14 protein-coding genes are annotated in these 17,614 nt (G+C 72.8%); 2 read left to right on the forward strand and 12 right to left on the reverse strand.

Annotation, left to right across the window (positions count from 1 at the left end; translation table 11 throughout):
• Positions 1-16 precede the first annotated feature (16 nt).
• Both ABZ990_RS01545 and ABZ990_RS01550 read right to left on the reverse strand, forming a co-directional pair.
• On the reverse strand, positions 17-1,075 hold the full coding sequence (locus tag ABZ990_RS01545) for a MupA/Atu3671 family FMN-dependent luciferase-like monooxygenase (protein ID WP_361223482.1): 1,059 nt from the start codon (positions 1,073-1,075) through the stop codon (positions 17-19).
• Positions 1,076-1,137: 62 nt separating this feature from the next.
• Positions 1,138-4,266, reverse strand: coding sequence for an amino acid adenylation domain-containing protein (locus ABZ990_RS01550; RefSeq protein ID WP_361223485.1), 3,129 nt, complete (start codon positions 4,264-4,266; stop codon positions 1,138-1,140).
• A gap of 526 nt (positions 4,267-4,792) precedes the next feature.
• On the opposite strand from ABZ990_RS01550, the gene ABZ990_RS01555 reads away from it, so the two are divergent.
• Positions 4,793-6,187 carry an MFS transporter gene (locus ABZ990_RS01555; RefSeq protein WP_361223488.1) on the forward strand — a complete coding sequence of 465 codons (1,395 nt, stop codon included), beginning with the start codon at positions 4,793-4,795 and terminating at the stop codon, positions 6,185-6,187.
• A gap of 389 nt (positions 6,188-6,576) precedes the next feature.
• Here ABZ990_RS01555 and ABZ990_RS01560 read toward each other — a convergent pair whose 3' ends face one another.
• The 6 genes from ABZ990_RS01560 to ABZ990_RS01585 all read right to left on the reverse strand — a co-directional run bounded on the left by ABZ990_RS01560 (position 6,577) and on the right by ABZ990_RS01585 (position 11,887).
• Complete coding sequence (locus ABZ990_RS01560; RefSeq protein ID WP_361223491.1) at positions 6,577-7,263, reverse strand: hypothetical protein; 687 nt, start codon at positions 7,261-7,263, stop codon at positions 6,577-6,579.
• Positions 7,263-7,898 carry a hypothetical protein gene (locus tag ABZ990_RS01565; RefSeq protein WP_361223493.1) on the reverse strand — a complete coding sequence of 212 codons (636 nt, stop codon included), beginning with the start codon at positions 7,896-7,898 and terminating at the stop codon, positions 7,263-7,265. The genes ABZ990_RS01560 and ABZ990_RS01565 overlap by 1 nt, the downstream gene beginning before the upstream one ends.
• The gene (locus tag ABZ990_RS01570; protein WP_361223496.1) at positions 7,895-8,803 is read right to left on the reverse strand and encodes an ABC transporter ATP-binding protein; all 909 of its coding nucleotides are present in this window, start codon (positions 8,801-8,803) and stop codon (positions 7,895-7,897) included. Before ABZ990_RS01570 ends, ABZ990_RS01565 begins: the two co-directional genes overlap by 4 nt.
• Positions 8,800-9,927, reverse strand: coding sequence for an iron ABC transporter permease (locus ABZ990_RS01575; protein WP_361223499.1), 1,128 nt, complete (start codon positions 9,925-9,927; stop codon positions 8,800-8,802). The genes ABZ990_RS01570 and ABZ990_RS01575 overlap by 4 nt, the downstream gene beginning before the upstream one ends.
• Positions 9,928-9,967: 40 nt before the next feature.
• Positions 9,968-11,122: an ABC transporter substrate-binding protein gene (locus ABZ990_RS01580; protein ID WP_361223502.1), complete on the reverse strand. Its 1,155-nt coding sequence runs from the start codon at positions 11,120-11,122 to the stop codon at positions 9,968-9,970.
• A 414-nt stretch (positions 11,123-11,536) separates the two neighbouring features.
• The gene (locus ABZ990_RS01585) at positions 11,537-11,887 is read right to left on the reverse strand and encodes a hypothetical protein (protein ID WP_361223504.1); all 351 of its coding nucleotides are present in this window, start codon (positions 11,885-11,887) and stop codon (positions 11,537-11,539) included.
• A gap of 466 nt (positions 11,888-12,353) precedes the next feature.
• On the opposite strand from ABZ990_RS01585, the gene ABZ990_RS01590 reads away from it, so the two are divergent.
• Positions 12,354-13,238 (forward strand): DUF6042 family protein, encoded by an 885-nt coding sequence (locus tag ABZ990_RS01590; protein ID WP_361223507.1) that lies wholly within the window; start codon positions 12,354-12,356, stop codon positions 13,236-13,238.
• A gap of 69 nt (positions 13,239-13,307) precedes the next feature.
• On the opposite strand, the gene ABZ990_RS01595 is transcribed toward ABZ990_RS01590, so the two are convergent.
• The 4 genes from ABZ990_RS01595 to ABZ990_RS01610 are packed head-to-tail and all read right to left on the reverse strand — an operon-like array spanning position 13,308 to position 17,482.
• Positions 13,308-14,228 (reverse strand): NAD-dependent epimerase/dehydratase family protein, encoded by a 921-nt coding sequence (locus tag ABZ990_RS01595; RefSeq protein ID WP_361223509.1) that lies wholly within the window; start codon positions 14,226-14,228, stop codon positions 13,308-13,310.
• 20 nt (positions 14,229-14,248) lie between these two features.
• Positions 14,249-15,466, reverse strand: a complete 1,218-nt coding sequence (locus tag ABZ990_RS01600; RefSeq protein WP_361223512.1) for a hypothetical protein — start codon at positions 15,464-15,466, stop codon at positions 14,249-14,251.
• Entirely contained in the window at positions 15,463-16,236 is a 774-nt protein-coding gene (locus ABZ990_RS01605) for an HAD-IA family hydrolase (protein WP_361223515.1), read from the reverse strand. Before ABZ990_RS01605 ends, ABZ990_RS01600 begins: the two co-directional genes overlap by 4 nt.
• On the reverse strand, positions 16,229-17,482 hold the full coding sequence (locus ABZ990_RS01610; RefSeq protein WP_361223518.1) for an ATP-grasp domain-containing protein: 1,254 nt from the start codon (positions 17,480-17,482) through the stop codon (positions 16,229-16,231). Before ABZ990_RS01610 ends, ABZ990_RS01605 begins: the two co-directional genes overlap by 8 nt.
• Positions 17,483-17,614 lie beyond the last annotated feature (132 nt).

A 17,614-nucleotide genomic window follows, 5' to 3' on the forward strand; every position in this document is an offset into this window, starting at 1 on the left:
GTCCGGCTTGCTCGGGTCACGCGGACGGGTGCGCCTCGGACGCCTCGCGCAGGGCGTTCAGATGGCGCAGCCCGTCCAGGACGGTCTTGGTGTCGATGCCGAAGTCGAGGAGGCAGGCGATCTCGTCCACACCGATGCCGCGCAGCCGCTCGACCGTCGCCCTCGCCCCCTCCACCGTCCCGAACAGCCCCCGCTGCTCGAAGTAGGTGTCGAAGGACTGGTCGACGAGGAAGTCCAGGTCCTCGTCCTCCAGCGCGTCGATGTCGAAGTCCGGGTCGAGGGCGCCGAACGAGCGGGCGAGGAGATGGGCCGAGCTCTTGAGATACGCGCGCAGCGGTCCGTCGACGGTGGCACGCACCTCGTCCCGGTCGGTGCCGAGGAAGGTGTGCAGCATCAGGACGACATGGCCGTCCCAACCCTCGTGGGTCTCGCGCGCCGTCCTCCGGTACGCGGCGATCTTCGCGGCCAGCTCGTCGACGTCCTGGTGCAGCAGATGGGTGAGGACCCCGGCCCGCGCGACCGCGGCCGTACGGAAGGTCTCCGCGTCGCCCGCGCTGGTCACCCAGATCGGGAGCTCCCGCTGCACCGGCGGCGGGAAGACCCGTACGGTCGCCGGAGCGCCGGTGCCGTCCACCACGTCGAGGCCGTCCCCGTGCCACAGCGCGCGCAACTGCCCGATGCTCTCGGCCAGTACGCGCTTGCGGTCCGCGTACGGCACCGGGCTCAGCGCGAAGTCCACCGGGTGCCACCCGGAGGCGAGGGACACCCCGACGCGCCCGCCCGAGAGGTTGTCCACCACCGACCACTCCTCCGCGATCCGCAGCGGATGGTGGAGGGGCGCGACGACGCTCCCGGCGCGCAGGGCCACGGTGTTCGTGATCATCGCCAGGGCCGCGGCGGCCACGGACGGGTTGGGGTAGAGCCCGCCGAAGGGGTGGAAGTGCCGTTCGGGTGTCCAGACCGCGCGGAAGCCGTTGCGGTCGGCGAACCGGGCGCCTTCGAGGAGGAGTTCGTACCGTCCGGCGTCCCCGTCCGGTGTGCTGTCGTCGGCGAAGTAGAAGAGGCTGAAGTCCATCGGAATCCTTCGATGACCTTGGTCGTACGTGATCCGGTCGGTGTCGCGGGCCCGCGCCGCCGTCAGTCGGGGCGAGGCATCCTCCGCAGGGCCGGGCGCGCCGTGCGGGCTCCGGCGAGCCGGGACGCGAGAGCGGCCACCGTGGGCGCGTCGAAGACCGTCCCCACCTGGACCTCCACTCCCAGCTCGGCGCGGATACGGCTCACCAGCCGGGTGACGAGCAGCGAATGGCCGCCGAGGGCGAAGAAGTCGTCGTCGATCCCCACCGGGTACGTCTCGCCCGCCGAGCCCGGTTCGCCTGGTCCCGCCGTGCCCGGTTCGGCCGTCGCGGTGGTTGCCGAACCGGCCGGCGCGGCCAGTCCCAGGACCTCCGCGTACATCCGGCACAGCGCGGCCTCCTGTGCCGTCCGGGGCGGGCGGCCGGTGCCGCGCGGGGCGGTGCGCGGCGCGGGCAGAGCGGCCCGGTCGAGCTTGCCGTGCGCGGTGAGCGGGAACTCGTCGAGGGCGACGATCGTGGACGGCACCATGTACCCGGGGAGGTGCGCGGACGCCCACGCGGCGACCGAAGCGAGGAGCTCCGTGTCGCCGGCCGCGGCGAAGGGCACGTTGACATGCCGCTCGGGATCCCCCATCGGTCCGGAGGGGGGCTCGGTAGGGAAGTCCCGCTCTCCGAAGGAGAATTCGGCGTCGACATGAGCCGGTCCCGCTGTCGCGGACCAGCGCAGGGCGACCCGGCAGCCCAGCCGTTCGCCGAGCCGGGCCAGCTCTTCCGGATCGGGACCGGTGCCCGGCGTGCCGCCCGACAGACGCAGATCCTCGGCGAGACGCGTGTTGGGCACCCCGGTGACCCGGACGGGATCCGCGCCGTGGACGAGACCCGTGCCGTGCGCGTGGTGGTCCCGCAGGGCGTCGGCGAGACCGTCCAGTGTGTGGACGTCGGCCCCCCACGACAGCTCGCGCACCGCACCGCCCCGCGCGGGCGCCTCGTCGGTGCGGCGCAGGACGACGTCGTAGCGGTAGCGCGTCAGCTCGCTGTGGTGGGAGCCCCGCTTCAGGCGTACGTCGCAGGCGGTGAAGTGCGGCTCGCGGCCCTCCGGCGCGACCGTCAGCGACCGGAAGTACTCCGGATCCACCAGCAGTTCCGGCTCGGTGGCCCTCCGGTGCGCCACCGCCCGGCGGTGCTCCTCACCACCGGGCGGCGCATCCTGGGAGCGGGCCGCCGCCGCGCCGTGGAAGACGTCCGCGAGACCCAGGTGGCGGACGTCGCCGACGAACACCGCGCCACCGGGTGCCAGGGCCGCCGCCGCGAGTTCCAGAACCCGTGCGAGATAGCGCCCGCTGGGGAAGTACTGCACCACGGAGTTGAGGACGACGACGTCGAAGTACCCGCGCGGCACGCCCTCCTGGTCGTCGGCCGGCCGGCTGTCCAGGACGACCCGGCCGGTGAGCTCAGGCCGCTCGTCCACCTGCCGCCGCAGCCGCTCGATCACCCGGGGCGAGAGGTCGAGCCCCCAGTAGGCCTCCGTCCGAGGAGCGAGCTGAGACAGCAACAGGCCGCTGCCCACCCCGAGTTCGAGAATGCGCCGGGGCCGGAGCGCGCGGATGCTCCGGACCGTCTCGTCACGCCACTCCCGCAGCTGCTCCAGCGGCAGTGTGCTGCCGTCGTAGCCGCTGGTCCACCCGCTGAAGTCCTCGCCGAACGGCGCCGGTTCGGCCTCGGCCGGAACGGCGTCGTGGACACGCCGCCAGTCGGCGACACGGTCCGCGTCGCTTGGGCGGCCGGCGCTCGCGTCCGTCCCGGCGGGCTCGCGGCGGACATAGGCGACGAGCCTTCGGTCGCCGTCCGGGCCCTCGCGCACCGCCACCGCGGCGGCCGACACTCCGGGGTGACCGGCCAGCCGTGCCTCGATCTCCCCCGGCTCGATCCGGTGGCCGCGCACCTTGACCTGATCATCCGTGCGACCGGCGAACTCCAGTTCGCCCGAGGTGTTTCGGCGTACCAGATCGCCCGTGCGGTAGAGCCGGGTCCCGGCCGGGCCGTACGGGTCCGCCACGAAGCGCTCCGCCGTCAGACCGGGCCGGCCGAGATAACCGCGCGCCAGGCCCGCCCCCGCGACGTACAACTCGCCCACCACGCCGTCCGGCACCGGCCGCAGATCGGCGCCGAGGACATGGACCCGCGCGCCCCGGATCGCCCCGCCGATCGGCGGCGTCGCGGCACGCGGAGTCAGAGGCCGGCTCATGGTGGCGCAGACCGTGGTCTCCGTCGGCCCGTACGCGTTGATCAGCGTCCGGCCTGGCGCCCACCGCCGCCGCTGTTCCGCGTCCAGGGCCTCGCCCGCGGCGACCAGGACGCGTACGCCCGGCAGAGCGTCGGACGGCAGGACCCGCAGCACCGACGGAGGCAGGGTCGCGTGCGTGATCCGCCGCTCTTCGGCCAGTCGGCACAGGCCGGGCCCCGGCAGCAGGCTGCGGGCGGGCGCGAGGACGAGCGCGGCCCCCGCGGACAGCGCCATCGCCAGCTCCCAGAAGAACGCGTCGAAGCCGGCCGGGGCGAACTGCAGGACGCGATCGCCCTCGCCCACCGCGAGCGTGTCACGCTGATGGGCGGCCAGCCCGGCCAGACCGGAGCGGGTGACGACCACGCCCTTGGGCAGGCCGGTGGACCCCGAGGTGTACACGACGTACGCGGGCAGATCGCCCAGCGCGCGCCGGGCGCCGCCCGGCGGATGCGACGCCGGAGCGTCCCGCAGCGCCGCGCCGGTCTCCGGACCGTCCACATCGCTGCGGGCGACCGCGAGACCGGCCGGCAAGGCCGTCCCGGAATCGGCGAGGAGCAGGGCCGGGGCGGCGTCGGCCAGGATGTGGGCGATCCGCCGCGCCGGGTAGCCGGGGTCCACCGGAAGGTGGGCGGCACCCGCCTTCATCACCGCCAGCACCGCGACGACCAGCTCCACCGAGCGGCCGAGCGCCGAGGCGACCACCGTCTCCGGCCCCACGCCCCGCGCGGCCAGCACATGGGCCAGCCGGTTCGCGCGGGCGTCGAGATCCGCGTACGACACCGTGTCCTCACCGAACACCAGGGCCGTGGCGGCCGGGGCGGTCCTGGCCCGCTCCTCGAAGAGGTCGAGCAGCGGCCGGGCCGCGTCCCGCGGGAAGCGCGTGGGGAGATCGAGCGCGCTGGTGACCACGGACAGCTCCTTGCACGGGAAGGGGGTGGCGTCGGTGCGGGGCGTCGAACAGGCGTCAGGGAGGAGAGAGGAAGGGAGCGGGAAGAGCCGGGTCCGTCGCGGCGCCTCAGCGCGGACGGTTCCGGGCCGCGCCCCTCGTGGTGCTCGGGCGGACCGGTCGCGCACCGGTCCGGGCATGCTCCGCGCGCGGGAGACGCGCAGCCCGCGCATCCGGTCCGAATACCGGGTCCCTCCGGGTCGGAATTGCGAATTCCAAGGGCCGGGGGGAGTACGGGTCCTCGGCATTGGCAAGGGCGAGGAATTGACCGGATTCATTCTCGGGCTGATTGATCATCCGGGCTCGACCTTCCCACGAGGCATGGTTCGTTGGCAATGGCGTGGTCGAGAGTAAGCGGCACCGGCGGGAAATGGCCACTCTGGTTTCCCGGACGATGCTCTTGTACGATCCAGCCCCGAACTGGCCGCCCCCGCACGTACTCTGCGGCAGATCGAATAACCGTCGGGTCATCGAAGTCCGGAGGCCGCCGTGGAATCCGCCGCGCCCACTGCCGCACTGTTGGCGACAGACCAGGGCCGACGCCCCCACCGGAACTTCCGGTTGCTGCTCGTCGGCGAGACCACCAGCAAGCTCGGGACCAGCGTCACCTCGGTCCTGCTGCCGCTGGTGGCCGTCACCACCCTGCACGCCTCGCCGTTCACGATGGGCCTGCTCACCGCCGCCCCGTGGCTGCCGTGGCTGGTCATCGGACTGCCGGCCGGCGCATGGGTCGACCGGCTCGCGCCGCGCCGGGTGATGCTCGTGTGCAACGCCGTCTCCGCGGCGGTGTTCGTGAGCGTGCCCGCCGCCTGGTGGCTGGGGGCCCTGACCATCGGACACGTCCTCGGGGCCGCCCTGATCTCCGGTTGCGCCTCGGTCTTCTTCTCCACCGCCTACTCGGCCTACTTACCCAGGCTGGTCCCCGCGAGCGACCTGATGGGCCGCAACGCCCAACTGCAGGCGGGGGAACAAGGCGCCAGGGTGGCGGGCCCCGGCCTCGGCGGACTGATCGCCCAGGGCCTGGGCAGCGTGCCGGGACTGCTCCTCGACGCGGCCTCCTTCGTGGTGTCGTCGGTCTGCCTCGCGTTCATCCGCGCCGACGGGCCGCGCCCCGCGCCGGCACCCCGGCGCCGGCTGGCACGCGAGATCTCCGAGGGGCTGCGCTTCGTCGTCGGCGACGCCTGGGTACGGGCCGTCACCGGCTTCGGCGCGGCGGTCAACCTGGCGATGGCCGGACTCCAGGCCGTCCAGATCGTCTTTCTCGTACGGACCGTCGGCGTCGGCTCCGACCTGCTCGGCTGGCTCGTGTCGTGCGGTGGACTCGGCGGGGTGCTCGGCGGTCTGGCGGCCGGCCGGCTGGCCCGGCGGCTGGGTACGGCGCGTGCCCTGCTGGTCGTCCAGTTCACCGCCTCGCCCTTCGGGCTGCTCGCCGCGCTCGCCGCTCCCGGCCCGAGGCTGGCGTTCTTCGTGGTCGGAACGGTCGTCCTGTTCGCCGGGGTGGTGGCCTGCAACGTCGTCATCGTCAGCTTCCGCCAGGCGTACTGCCCGGCCGGGCTGCTGGGGCGGGTCACCGCGACCACCCTGTTCCTCAACTACAGCACGATTCCGCTCGGCGCCCTCGTGGGCGGATCCCTCGCCGCGCTCTTCGGCGCCCGCTCCGCGATGTGGGTGGTGACGGCCGCCCTGGTCGCCGCCGGCGGATTCCTGCTCGTGGGGCCGTTGCGCGGTCTGCGTGACCTTCCGGGTGTTTCCGCTTCCGCTTCCGCTCCCTCTTCCGCCCTCGGTGACGAGACCGGCGAGACCGGTGAGAACGGCAAGCACGCCGAGAACGGCGAGCACGCCGAGAACGGTGGGAACGGCCGCGGCGGAGACACCGGCGCTTGAGAATTCCGGCCAAAAATCGCCGGTGCCGGAAATCGCTCGAAGAGTCGCCGGACAAGCGGTGCCGAATGGCCGGTCGGCGACAGTGCTGCGAAGACGAATGGCGGCGGACGACGCCAGCGTGCGACAGCGGTGACGGAACCAGGGTTACCCGGAATACATCCGGCTCGGAGAAGGCGTCCTTTCCGGTCACATGGCCGGCCGGTCCGCTTCTCCGGACGAGAACGGTGCCGGCGTCTTGCCGTCTCGCCGTCCGGTCACCCCGTCGTCCCGTCGTCCCGTCACCCCGGGACGGCCGCGGGGCGGACGCTGCCCGCGCCCGCCCCGCATCTCCGTTCTCTTCTCCCCGCGCTCACCCGTCCCCGTGCCGTCCCCCTGCCGGGCCGCGCCGCTCAGGACCGCCGGCCCACCGTGGCCGACGTGGCCGACGTGGCCGATCCGGCCGTGGCGGCCGTGGTGCCCGTCCAGCGCAGCAGCCCGTACAGCAGCTGCGTGGCACCTGGCATGAAGCGGGATCCGTGGTGGTAGACCGGGTCCATCGTGGTGACGATCAGCCGGCCCGGGGTGGAGACCCGGTCCTCGTAGAGCAGGACCTGCCGGGTGGCGGGATCGCCCTCCTCCTCCAGCTCGGTGTACGCGAGGACGGTGGCCCCGGCCGGGGGTTCGAGCAGCCCGTGGTAGTGCCAGCGGACGGCCCGCTCGGTGAGGTGCTCCCACGCCTCGTGGCCCTCGGCGGACCGGCGGACGCCGTTGTCGCCCCTGGGCGTGCGCCACCACCAGAAATTGGTCTCGGCGTGCCCGAGTCCGCGAAGCCCGGGGACCCAGTCGCAGTCACCGTTCTCGCCGAGGACGACGACGGTGCCGCCGCGCTCGGCGACCCCGAGGATCCACGGCACGGCGCGGGCCAGCAGCTTCGAGTGCAGCCGGTCGGAGACGAACAGGACGTCCAGGTCCTCGAAGTCGCCCTCGGCGACATCGGGAAGATAGAGGTCACGGGGCCGCCAGAGCCGGACAGCCGGATCGGCGAGGGTGGTCAGCTGGCTGAAGGAGCCGCCGTGCAGGAAACCGAGTCGGTACATCAGAGGGTGCCTTCCAGCCAGGCGTGCAGACGGGGGCCGAGGGTCCGGGTGGACCGGTCGGGGTCGCTGAACATGGACAGGTCGTTGCCGGCGTGGGCCATGACGAGGCCCTTGCCGAGCGGATAGAGGACGTCGATCGGCAGGGCGTGCGGACCGATGCCGTTGAGGACCGTGCCGTCCTCGGGTACGCGGGAGTGGTAGCCGCGCCCGTAGAAGCCGGCCACGCCCAGGCGTGCCAGCTCCTCGCCGGTCGGGGTGCCGGGGACGCCCGTGCGGTAGAGCAGTTCGAGGGGGTCGATGCCCTCGAAGACCGGGTGCGGGGTGACCGGGGTGATCCGCAGATCGGACGGGCCGTGGTAGTCGAGGGCTCGCCACGGGGAGAGACCGAGCAGGAAGGGGCGGACGACATGGCCGTTGACCTGGATCCGGCCGCCCTCGCGGACGAAGGTCTCCAGCAGCGGCGCCTGGCGTTCGAGGAAGATCTGGTCGAGGTTGTTCGAGAGCGCCAGGCCCTTGATCTCTCCGCTCAGCAGCAGCCGCTCGGACAGGTCGTAGACGTCGAGCGGCTCGGCGAACCGCCGCAGGGCGGGCGGGCCCATGGGCCGGCCCATGGTGACGAAGCGGACGGTGCTCATACGGGGGTCTCCTGAGAAGGGGCGGAGCGGGTGGTGAAGGAACGAGTGCCTGCGGTCCCGCCGGTGGCGGACCGGGAGGCGGCGGTTTCGGCGGTGGCGGACCGGGCGGGGCCGAGGTCGGGGACGACGGTGGCGCGGGGGCCGCGCGGCCCGTCGACCAGGGCGGTGGTGACGGCGATGCCGTACAGCTCGCCGAGCGCCGTGGCGTCGAGGAGTTCGCCGGCCGGGCCGGTCCGTACGTCGTCCGGGCCGAGCACGAGCACCGCGTCGTCGGCGAGGTGCAGAGCGTGGTCCGGGTGGTGGGTGGTCAGGACGATGCCGAGGCCCGATGAGGCGAGCTCCTGGAGGAGGGTGAGGACCCGGGCCTGGTTGCGCAGGTCCAGCGCGGAGACCGGCTCGTCGAGGATCATCACCTGGCACTCGCCGGCCAGCGCCCGTGCGATCAGCGTCATCTGCCGTTCGCCGCCGGACAGTTCGGCGTACGAGCGGTCCGCCATGTGCGCGATGCCGACCCGCTCCAGGGCCTCGGCCGCGAGGGCGCGGTCGCGGCGGCCGGGGGTCGCGTACGCCTTGATGTGCCGCGAACGGCCCATCAGCACCATGTCGGTGACGGAGTAGGCGAAGGGCGAGGCGTGGGACTGCGGGACGTACGCGATCGGCGCGCGGGCGGTGACGCTGCCCTCGACGGGCCGGGCGAGTCCGGCGAGGAGACGCAACAGGGTCGACTTGCCACGGCCGTTGGGGCCGAGGACGCCGAGCACCCGGCCGGGGTGGACGGCGAGGTCGACGCCCCGGAAGATCCACCGGTCCTTCGTGTACCGGTGCCCCAGCCCGTGGGCCTGCAGGACGGGATCCCCCGGGGCGGCCGGCAGGTCCGCCGCCGGGCGCGGAGCGGCCGGGCTCACTGGGACCACATCCGGCCGCGCGACCTGGCGAGCAGAAGGATGAAGAACGGGGCGCCGACGATCGCGGTGAGGATGCCGAGCGGCATCTCGGACGCGGTCAGGGTCCGGGAGAGGGTGTCGATGACGGTGAGATAGGCCCCGCCGATGAGGAAGGCGGCGGGCAGCATCCTGCGGTGGTCGCTGCCGGTCACGAGGCGCGCGAGGTGGGGGACGACCAGGCCGACCCAGCCGACGAGTCCGGCCACGGCGACCGATCCGGCCGTCATCAGGGCGACGGCGCACAGGAGCACCCCGCGGGTCAGCCGCGGGGACACGCCGAGCGCGGTGGCGTCCTCGTCGCCGAGCGAGAGGATGTTCAGCCGCCAGCGCAGCGCGAGCACGACGGCGCTGCCGAACAGCACCGGGATCGCCGCCGTGACGACCTTGTCGTAGGTGGCGGTCGACAGGGAGCCGAGCAACCAGAAGACGATCGACGGCAGTTGGGACTCGGGGTCGGCCACGTACTTGCCGAAGGAGACCAGCGCGCTGAAGAAGGCGGCGGTGACGGTGCCGCCCAGCACGATCATCAGGAGCGGGCTGCCGCTGTTCAGACGTCCGATCAGCATGACGATGGCGAGGGCCGCGAGCCCGAACCCGAAGGCGCCGGTGACCACCCCGAACGCGCCGGTGCCCAGCAGCATGGCGAGCACGCCGCCGAAGGACGCTCCGGAGGCCACCCCGATGACGTCCGGGCTGACGAGGGGGTTACGGAAGACGCCCTGCAGGGCGGCGCCCGCCAGTGCGAGTCCCCCGCCGACCAGGAGCGACAGCAGGACGCGCGGCAGCCGTACGTCGAGGACGACCGTCTCCTCGGTGCCGGTCCAGGTCCGCTCGACGGGGAGGAACTGCCCGGCGATCAGCCGTACGACCTCGCCCGGCGGGACGACATAGCGACCGACCGCGAGCGCGGCGAGAGCGATCAGCAGGGTGAGGACGGCGAGCAGCGGGACGCCGAGGATCCGGCGGCGGGAACCGGCGGGGTGCTCCTCGGACCCGGCCGGGTCCACGGTCGATTCCGGGACCGTGGTCGGGTCCGGGTCCGTGGTCGGGTCCGTGGTCGGGTCCGGGTCCGCGGTCGGGGCCACAGCCGGCACAGTCCGCGGGGGGCCGGGCGCCGCCACCGTGTCAGGCGCGGAAACCGTCATAGCCGGAGCTCCCGCCGTTCATGCCGAGGCGCAGCACGTCGTCGACCTGACCGCGCGAGATCGAGTAGCCGTACAGGTGGTCGAACGTCTTCGTGATCTGGTCGCGCAGGCCGAGGCGGGTGGCGAGCCGGGGGTGCAGGATCTGCGCGACCCAGCGCCACATCAGCGGCGACTCGCAGCACGGCGGGTCCCAGCGGTAGCCGCCCAGCGGGACCTTGTAGACACGGCGGGCGCGGACCGCGCGCAGGCTCGCGAGCCGCTTGTCGGCGTAGAGGTCGGCGGGGGCGGTGGTGTCGAAACCGGAGAGGAAGACGACCTCCGGGTCCCAGGCGAGCAGCTGCTCGACGGACACCTGCGGGGTGCCGGTGGCCTCGTCGCGGGCGACGTTGACGCCGCCGGCGATGTCGGTCCAGTGGTTCATGTAGTGGGCCTTGTTGACGGTGGTCCAGCCGTCGGCCGCGGTCCGGAGGTACAGCACCTTGGTGCGCCGTCCGGTCTCCGGCGCGACCAGGGCGCGGATCGCCTTCTCCTCGTCGTGCATCCACGAGACGAGACCGGCTGCGCGCTCCTTCTTCCCGACAAGGGTGCCGAAGATGTCGAGCCAGGTCTCCATCTGTTCCTGGGTGCCGTAGGTGAGGCCGATGACCTTGAAGCCCGCGTTCTCCAGCGGATCGATGACCTCGTCGCCCTGGTCGCCCCACTGGATCACCACGTCGGGCTTGAGCGAGAGCGTGGTCTCCACGTTCGGGACGAAGTCGGCCCCGGCGATGGTGGCGGTCTTCTTCGACTCGGGGAAGAGCGTGCCGAAGATGCCTTCCTTGTTGGCCTGGAGCGTGGACTCGTTGATCCCGACGATGCGTTCGTACGAGCCGTCCACGGCGGCGATCATCGACGGCGACGGGATGATCGCGGTGGCGATCCGCCGTACGGGCCCGTCGAACGTCACCTTCCGGCCGCGCTGGTCGGTGATCGTGAAGCCGGCCTTCGCGGCGGCCCCGGATGCCCCGGCCTCGCTCTCGCGGGAGGAACAGGCGCTGAGGGCCCCGGCTCCGGCGAGCGCGAAGGCGCCGACGCCCATGCCGCGCAAGGCGGTACGCCGGGACGGCGCCGAGGACGCCTGGAAGGCAGCGGACATGGTCCACCTCCGAAGTGGTTGATTAGGTATGCCTAACCTAACTCAACCGGAATGGCTCCTTCCGATGGGGGGTCTTCATGAGGGATCGGCCTGCCTGCCCGGCCGTGTCTTCCGCGAGTCGGCGCCTGTTCGCCACTTCGCGCGAGGGGGTGGCGTCCCCGCCGGTCCCTGCGTCCGGGGCAGGTCCGGACCGCACCGTGACGACGGGCCGCCCCCGGAGCGCGGACCGGAGGAACGGGAAAAGCGAAGCCTCCGCCTGCCGATGCCGGGATGGTTTTCCCGTATCAAAAGACGGAGGCTTCGCCTTGCTGGCCCTGCCCCTTCGATCCGGATCTTTCCTTCCGGGAGGACGGAGGGAATGGATCGGGGTGCCGGGGACGGAAATTGCTGACAATCTCCGAGGTGCTGTGGCTGTCAGCAGCTGGCGGCGCTGTCGATACGAATTCCGGTCAGTGTTCCGCTGCTCACAGTGAAAGTCGCCTTCGGCGGGATGCAGGTCGTGGTGCCGTTCGTCCAGCGAATGTACGCGGTGTCGTCGTTGCGCGTGTTCTGGATCACCAGCCCCGGTCCGGACGGCTGGGACGGCAGGTTCTGCCAGGTGCTGGTGACATCCTGGAACTGCCCGATGATCGTGCCGTTCTTGATGACGCAGACGTACGGGTAGGCGCAGGTGTCGGCCGCGACCTTCACCGTGGCGGGCGCCGCGACGGCTGTCTCCTGGGCCGTGACGGAAAGGCCGCCGGCCACCGCCAGAGTCATCGCCATGGCCCCGAGAGTACGGAAAGCTTTCATGTCGAACCCCCCTGCTGCGAGATTGATTTCGGGTATGCGAGTGGGACCCGTGAATTCTGCGATGGGCCCCATGTGGTCGCCCAGACGGATATCGGTCAATTCGGCGGACCGTATGGCCGACAACCGGTCGTGGGAATAGGCGTGCCGGCACACGGCCACACCGCCCCGTCGCCGGAATCTCCGCTCGTCTGCCCGCCCCCGCCCGCGAGGCCGTCCCCCGCCGCCCGGGATCCCGGTGTCTTGGTCGCGCCCCGTTCGCGCGCGGGGCGCGTGCGCGCGATCTCCGGGAGGCGGATGCGGAGCCGAGGACATCCGCTGCCGGGTCCCACTCGTTGAGCACGGCAGGAGCATCCCGCCCGGGGTGCTCGCCCGGGCGCGGGCCGGAGGTCCCCCACACCTCGCGCTCGCACCCGGACCGCACGACCCCGTAAGGAGCTCCGTGTCCGTCGAGCAGGACGTCCAACAGCAGCTGAAGCCCGGCGACCTGGCCCTGCACAACGACTGGTACGCCAGCGGCTGGCCGGTCTACCTGCCCCGCGACCAGGCGATGGTGCTGTGCATGCTGTTCGGCACCGTCACCGTCCGGGAGCTGCGCGGGAGCATCGACGAGGTCCTGGACCGGCTCCTCGAGTACGGCCCCGTGATCTTTCTCGGCCGTGACGGCGGGAGCCTGGACGACCCGGTGATCTGGACGCATCAGGATGATCTGGACTGTCTGAAGACCGAGGAGGACAAAGCCCGGTTCCGGGTGGAATCCGAAGCGCACCGGGAGCGGTGCGAGCACCTGCTGCGCACCGCCGGTCTGGCCGTTCCCGCGACGGTGCGCGACGTCGCCGACCTCATGATCGCGGTGGGCATCGCCGACTGCCGGGACGGTGTCTGGTCCATGCCCGAGCGCCTGCCCGGACCCGAGACCGTACTGGCGCTGTCGGACGAGGAACGGGACGACGTCCTGAAGAGGCGACGGCGCTGGGAGGGCGGTGCCGCGGTGCGGGCCGTGAACGGCCATCTGGAGGAGGGCCTGAACCGCCCGGAGGAGATCTTCACCTCCCTCGGCCGGCTGGCCGGGGCGACGGAACTGGACGAGGACGACGTCCGCTACGCGCTCGAACAGCTCATCGAGGCCGACGAGGCGCGGATCGAGCGGGGCGACCCCCGCGAACGGGCGGCTCTCGACGGTCTGAAGAGCCACGAACGGTTCCACCTCGTACTGGACTGGCGGCTCTTCGACGAGAACAGGCCCTTCGTGGTGACCCGGCCTGACCGCCGCCCCGTCGGCGGGCGCCGCAGCCGCCCGCCGGTACGACGGCCCCACAGGGAATGACCCGCGGGGCCCGTCGTACCGTGCCGGGCCGTACCGGTGCCGCGTCGTGCCGCGTCGCGGTGACGCGGCTCAGGCACCGTCCGGGGAGTTCAGCCCCGCCCAGGTGTCCTCGACCGTCTCCGCCACCGGGCGGACGCGCAGGCCCGTGGCGAGTGCGCGGGCCACGTCGCCGCGGTGGAGGGCGTCATGGAGTTCACCGCCGGGCGGACACCAGATCGGAAGGTCCGACCAGCCGGAGACCCCGGCCTCGGCCAGGGTCTCCGGATCGACCCAGACGAGCGTGGTGTCCGCGCCGGTCGCGGTGACGCAGGCGTCCAGCAGTCCGCCGATCGTGGTGTGGCCGGACGGGCCGACCATGTCGTACGGGCCGGCGAGCCTCGCCTCCAGGGCGTCCAGGATCCACACCGCCATGTCGCGCACGTCCACGTACTGCAGCGGCGTGTCCCGGGGCGCGGGAGCGAGCAGCGGGCCGCCCAGGGCGATCCGCCTCAGCCACCACGGCAGGCGGTCGCAGTTCTCCCGGGGGCCGAGCAGCAGCCCGGCGCGGACCAGCAGGGACCGCCCGTCGCCGAACTCGCGCAGCACGGCCAGCTCCGCGCCCCGCTTGTCGGCGGCGTAGTCGGTCGCGTCCGCGTCCGGGTCGGCGTCCACCACCGGGCCGTCCTCGTCCAGACCGGCCGGAACGGGCCAGGCGTAGACCGAACGGCTCGACACGAAGACGTACCGCCCGGCGCGCCGCGCGAGCAGCCGGGCGGAGTCCCGGACGATCCGGGGCGCCGCCGACCAGGTGTCCACGACGGCGTCCCAGGTGCCCTCCGCGAGTGCGGCCAGGCCATCGGGCTTCGTGCGGTCGCCGTTCAGCACCGTCACACCCGGCGGCGCCGGATGCTCGCCCCGGTGGAAGACCGTCACGTCCCAGTCCCGGTCGCGCGCCGCCTCCGCGACCGCGCGGCCCGCGAAGTCGGTGCCGCCGAGCAGCAGAATCCTCATCCGTCCGTCCCTTCCCGTGCTCAGGCGGCCAACGCGGGCGCCGACGTGCGCTCCCGGTAGGCGGCGAACCGGTCGGCGATCTCCCGCGCCCGGTCCTCGGCCTCCGACAGCTTCATCTCCGGGCAGTCGTACCCGAGTTCCTCCGTCATGACCGCCATCGCGGAGGGCTCGAAGACCACCGTGCCGTTCTCCTGGATCTCGCTGATGCCGTCCCACGCCTGGCCGGAGAGGCTGATCGCGTCGGCTTCCTCGCGGGTCATCCCGTCGGGCAGGACGATCTCGTACGAGCCGTCCGCGGCGAGTGCCACCGGGTGACCGCCCACCGCGCCGCCCGCGCCGGGCGCGTGGACGAGGGCCGCCCGGCCGTCGGCCAGCGGTTCGAGCACACTGAGCGCCGAGGCGGCCGTCATCACCTGGCCGGGCAGCCCGCCGGTGCGCCGGTAGCGCTCGGGCAGCCGGTTCAGCAGCGCCGGTACGTCGAGTTCCGCGGTGATGTCGCGCCCGTCCACCCGGATGCCCAGACCCATCCGCGCCGGACCGCTGTTCCCGGTCCGCGACAGCCGGTGCGAGACGTAGTGGTGGGCGACGAGCCGCACCTCCACGTCGCCGGACGGGCGGCCGAGTTCGTCGGCGACGGCCGCGGTGATGCCGGGCACGTTGTTGGCGACGTTGCCGATGCCGAGGTCCGGGGAGAGGCCCACGGCGGCGAGCGCCGGGTGGACGGCGTCCGGGTAGGCGGCGTTGACGACGACCGGGTCCACCCCGGACATCCGGACCGCCTCCATGGCCTTCATCGCCGGCACCAGGTGCATCGGCAGCCAGGGCCCGTAGTTGGCCGCGTACAGCCGCTGGAACGCCGACTGCTCCAGGGTCGAGATGACCCACCACGACTGGTAACTCGCCGCCAGGAAGAGGACGTCGGGCCGGAACTCGGCGATGACCTGCGCCGTCCGGGCCACATCGCGCAGATCGGTCAGCGCGTGGCCGACCCGGGGCTGGTGGCCGCGCTGGATCGCGCAGAACCGGGCCAGGTTGGTGGCGCGGAGCACCGTCTCCTCGTCCCGGCCGACCAGCCGCAGTTCGCGCGCGGGGTCGCTCTGCGCCAGCGCGTGGAACGCCTGCCGGCCGATGTCGCCCGCGCCCAGGACCATGACCCTGCGCGCCTCGCGCGCGGAACTCGCCGAAGGGGCCAGGGGAGTGGGGCGGGTGAAGTGTGCGGGGTTCGCGGGGCTGTTCATCGGGTCCCTCCAGAGGTTGCGAGCGCGGAAGCGGCGAAGAGGCCGGCCGGGTCGGGTGCGTGGGGCGCGGTCCGTGCGGTCCGTGCGGACCGCCGGGCGATCGCGGACGCCACCAGGCCCGGCAGGTCCCGCATCGAACGGAACACCTCCGCACCCTCCCGGTGCGCCCCGGTGCCGGGGTCGGCGGTGTACTGCAGGACCCGCATCCCGGCGTCGAGACCGGCGTCGACCCCGACCGGGCTGTCCTCGATCACCAGACAGTCGCGGACGGCGGCGCCGCACCGCTCGGCCGCCCAGCGGAAGAGCTTCGGGTCGGGCTTCCAGGCGTCCACGTCGTACGCGGAGAACAGCCGCCCGCCGAAGTGGTGCAGGATGCCCGCCTTGGCCAGCCGGCGCTCGATCAGTTCCAGCGGGCTGTTGGACGCCACGCACATCGCGGCCACGCCCGGCAGGGCGGCGAGCCGCCGCAGCGCGCAGGCCACGCCGTCGAGGGGTTCGAGGCGGTCGCCGATCAGCTCCTCGCACCTGGCCCGCGCGATCGGCATGGCGTCGGCGGGCGGCGGCGTGCCCGTCAGCTCCGCCATCAGGTCGAGGCACTCCTGCATCTTCTTGCCGGAGAACAGCTCGTCCCGGCGCTCCTTGCCGAGCGTCAGTCCCATCAGCTCGCCGACGTGGGCGAGTCCGCCGTTCTCGGCGTCCTGGGTGTCGACGAGGACCCCGTCCAGGTCGAAGACCAGCAGCAGGCCCGGGGGCCCGTGAAGCTCACTCATATGCGTACTCGATCCACTCGACGCTCTCGATGGCGGCCACGGTCCTGGCCAGTTCCTCGTGGGAGGCGGCGGTTCCGGTGACCGCCGCCGTGTTGCCGCGCGCGCCGATCCGCCAGTCGGCCGGGGCGCCGGGCTCGACGAGCACGGTCACCCGGTCGACGTTCGGCAGCCGGCGTAGCGCGGTGACGTTGCGGATGCCCCGGACGCTGCGCGCACCGGCGGGCGGCACGATCAGATAGTGGAAGGCGATCGGTCCGTCCTTCTTGATGCCGGGCGTCTCGTACGGCAGCCCGAGCGCGGCCGCCACCGCCACGTACGCCGGATCGGAGGTGCCGGAGCGGACGGCGAGATCGTCCACCCACGCGCCGAGCCGGCCGTTGACCTCGATGACCCGGGGGCCGTCGGCGGTCAGCTTGATCTCGACGTCGGCCACGCCATGGATGTTCAGGGCGCCGACGGCCCGGCAGGCCAGGTCGCGCACGGCCCGCTCGTCCTCCTCGGACACGAAGGAGAACCCGCCATAGCCGCCGCGCTCGCGGAAGGGTTCGGCCAGCGCGAACTTGCTGGTGACGAAGACCGGGCGGACGTCGTCGCCGTCGGCGACGCAGTCCACGGCGATGTAGTCGCCCCAGGGGGCCTCGGTGGGTCGGCCGACCAGCAGTTCCTCGATCATGACCGCCGTCTCGACGGGGCCGCCGCCGGCGGTGTCGAAGCACTCGGCGATGGCCGTACGGCACTCCTCGTGCGTCGTCACGGCCCGGGTGTTGCGGCTGGAGGCGCCGACGACCGGCTTGATGATGGCGGGCAGCCCGACGTACGCGAGGGCCTCGTCGGTCTGCTCGGGCGAGGTGACCGTACGGAAGCGGACGGCGTCCACGCCCGCCTCGGCGAAGCGCTCGCGCTGGAGGTCCTTGTGGGTGATCGCGGCCACGTCGGCGGGGGAGTGGTAGCGCAGCCCGAGCGCGGCGGCCAGCCGGACCGTGACGGCGATCCGGAACTCGCTGAAGGTGACGATGCCGGCGGGGGCGAGCGCCTTCAGCGCCGTGATCGTCTCCTCCTCGGTCCGGTCCGCCATGTCGACGACGGTGCCGACGGTGCGAAGGGTCGGGATCATCTCCCGGGCGTGGTCGGTGCCGGCGGTGACGAACACCAGGGCGCAGCCCGCCCGTCGCGCGGCCTCGGCCAGCCGGGTCGGGGCCAGGCTGCCGGCGTCGTACACCACCAGCAGGACCGGTTGGTCACTCATGTCTGACGTCCACCTCTGTGATCGGAACGGCGAAGGAAGGCGAGAGAAGGGGGGAGGGGAAGGAGGAGCGAGGGAAGAGAGGGGCGATACGCGGCCGGCCGGCCGGCCGACCGACCGGGTTCGGGGCCGGGT

The sequence above is a fragment of the Streptomyces sp. NPDC046203 genome (assembly GCF_040646255.1).
GTDB lineage: Bacteria > Actinomycetota > Actinomycetes > Streptomycetales > Streptomycetaceae > Streptomyces.

Coding starts and splice junctions, on each gene's coding strand:
- ABZ990_RS01565 (WP_361223493.1), bottom strand. CDS start 7,898: ATGAGCACCGTCCGCTTCGTCACCATGGGCCGGCCCATGGGCCCGCCC.
- ABZ990_RS01580 (WP_361223502.1), bottom strand. CDS start 11,122: ATGTCCGCTGCCTTCCAGGCGTCCTCGGCGCCGTCCCGGCGTACCGCC.
- ABZ990_RS01610 (WP_361223518.1), bottom strand. CDS start 17,482: ATGAGTGACCAACCGGTCCTGCTGGTGGTGTACGACGCCGGCAGCCTG.
- ABZ990_RS01560 (WP_361223491.1), bottom strand. CDS start 7,263: ATGTACCGACTCGGTTTCCTGCACGGCGGCTCCTTCAGCCAGCTGACC.
- ABZ990_RS01600 (WP_361223512.1), bottom strand. CDS start 15,466: ATGAACAGCCCCGCGAACCCCGCACACTTCACCCGCCCCACTCCCCTG.
- ABZ990_RS01585 (WP_361223504.1), bottom strand. CDS start 11,887: ATGGCGATGACTCTGGCGGTGGCCGGCGGCCTTTCCGTCACGGCCCAG.
- ABZ990_RS01595 (WP_361223509.1), bottom strand. CDS start 14,228: ATGAGGATTCTGCTGCTCGGCGGCACCGACTTCGCGGGCCGCGCGGTC.
- ABZ990_RS01605 (WP_361223515.1), bottom strand. CDS start 16,236: ATGAGTGAGCTTCACGGGCCCCCGGGCCTGCTGCTGGTCTTCGACCTG.
- ABZ990_RS01545 (WP_361223482.1), bottom strand. CDS start 1,075: ATGGACTTCAGCCTCTTCTACTTCGCCGACGACAGCACACCGGACGGG.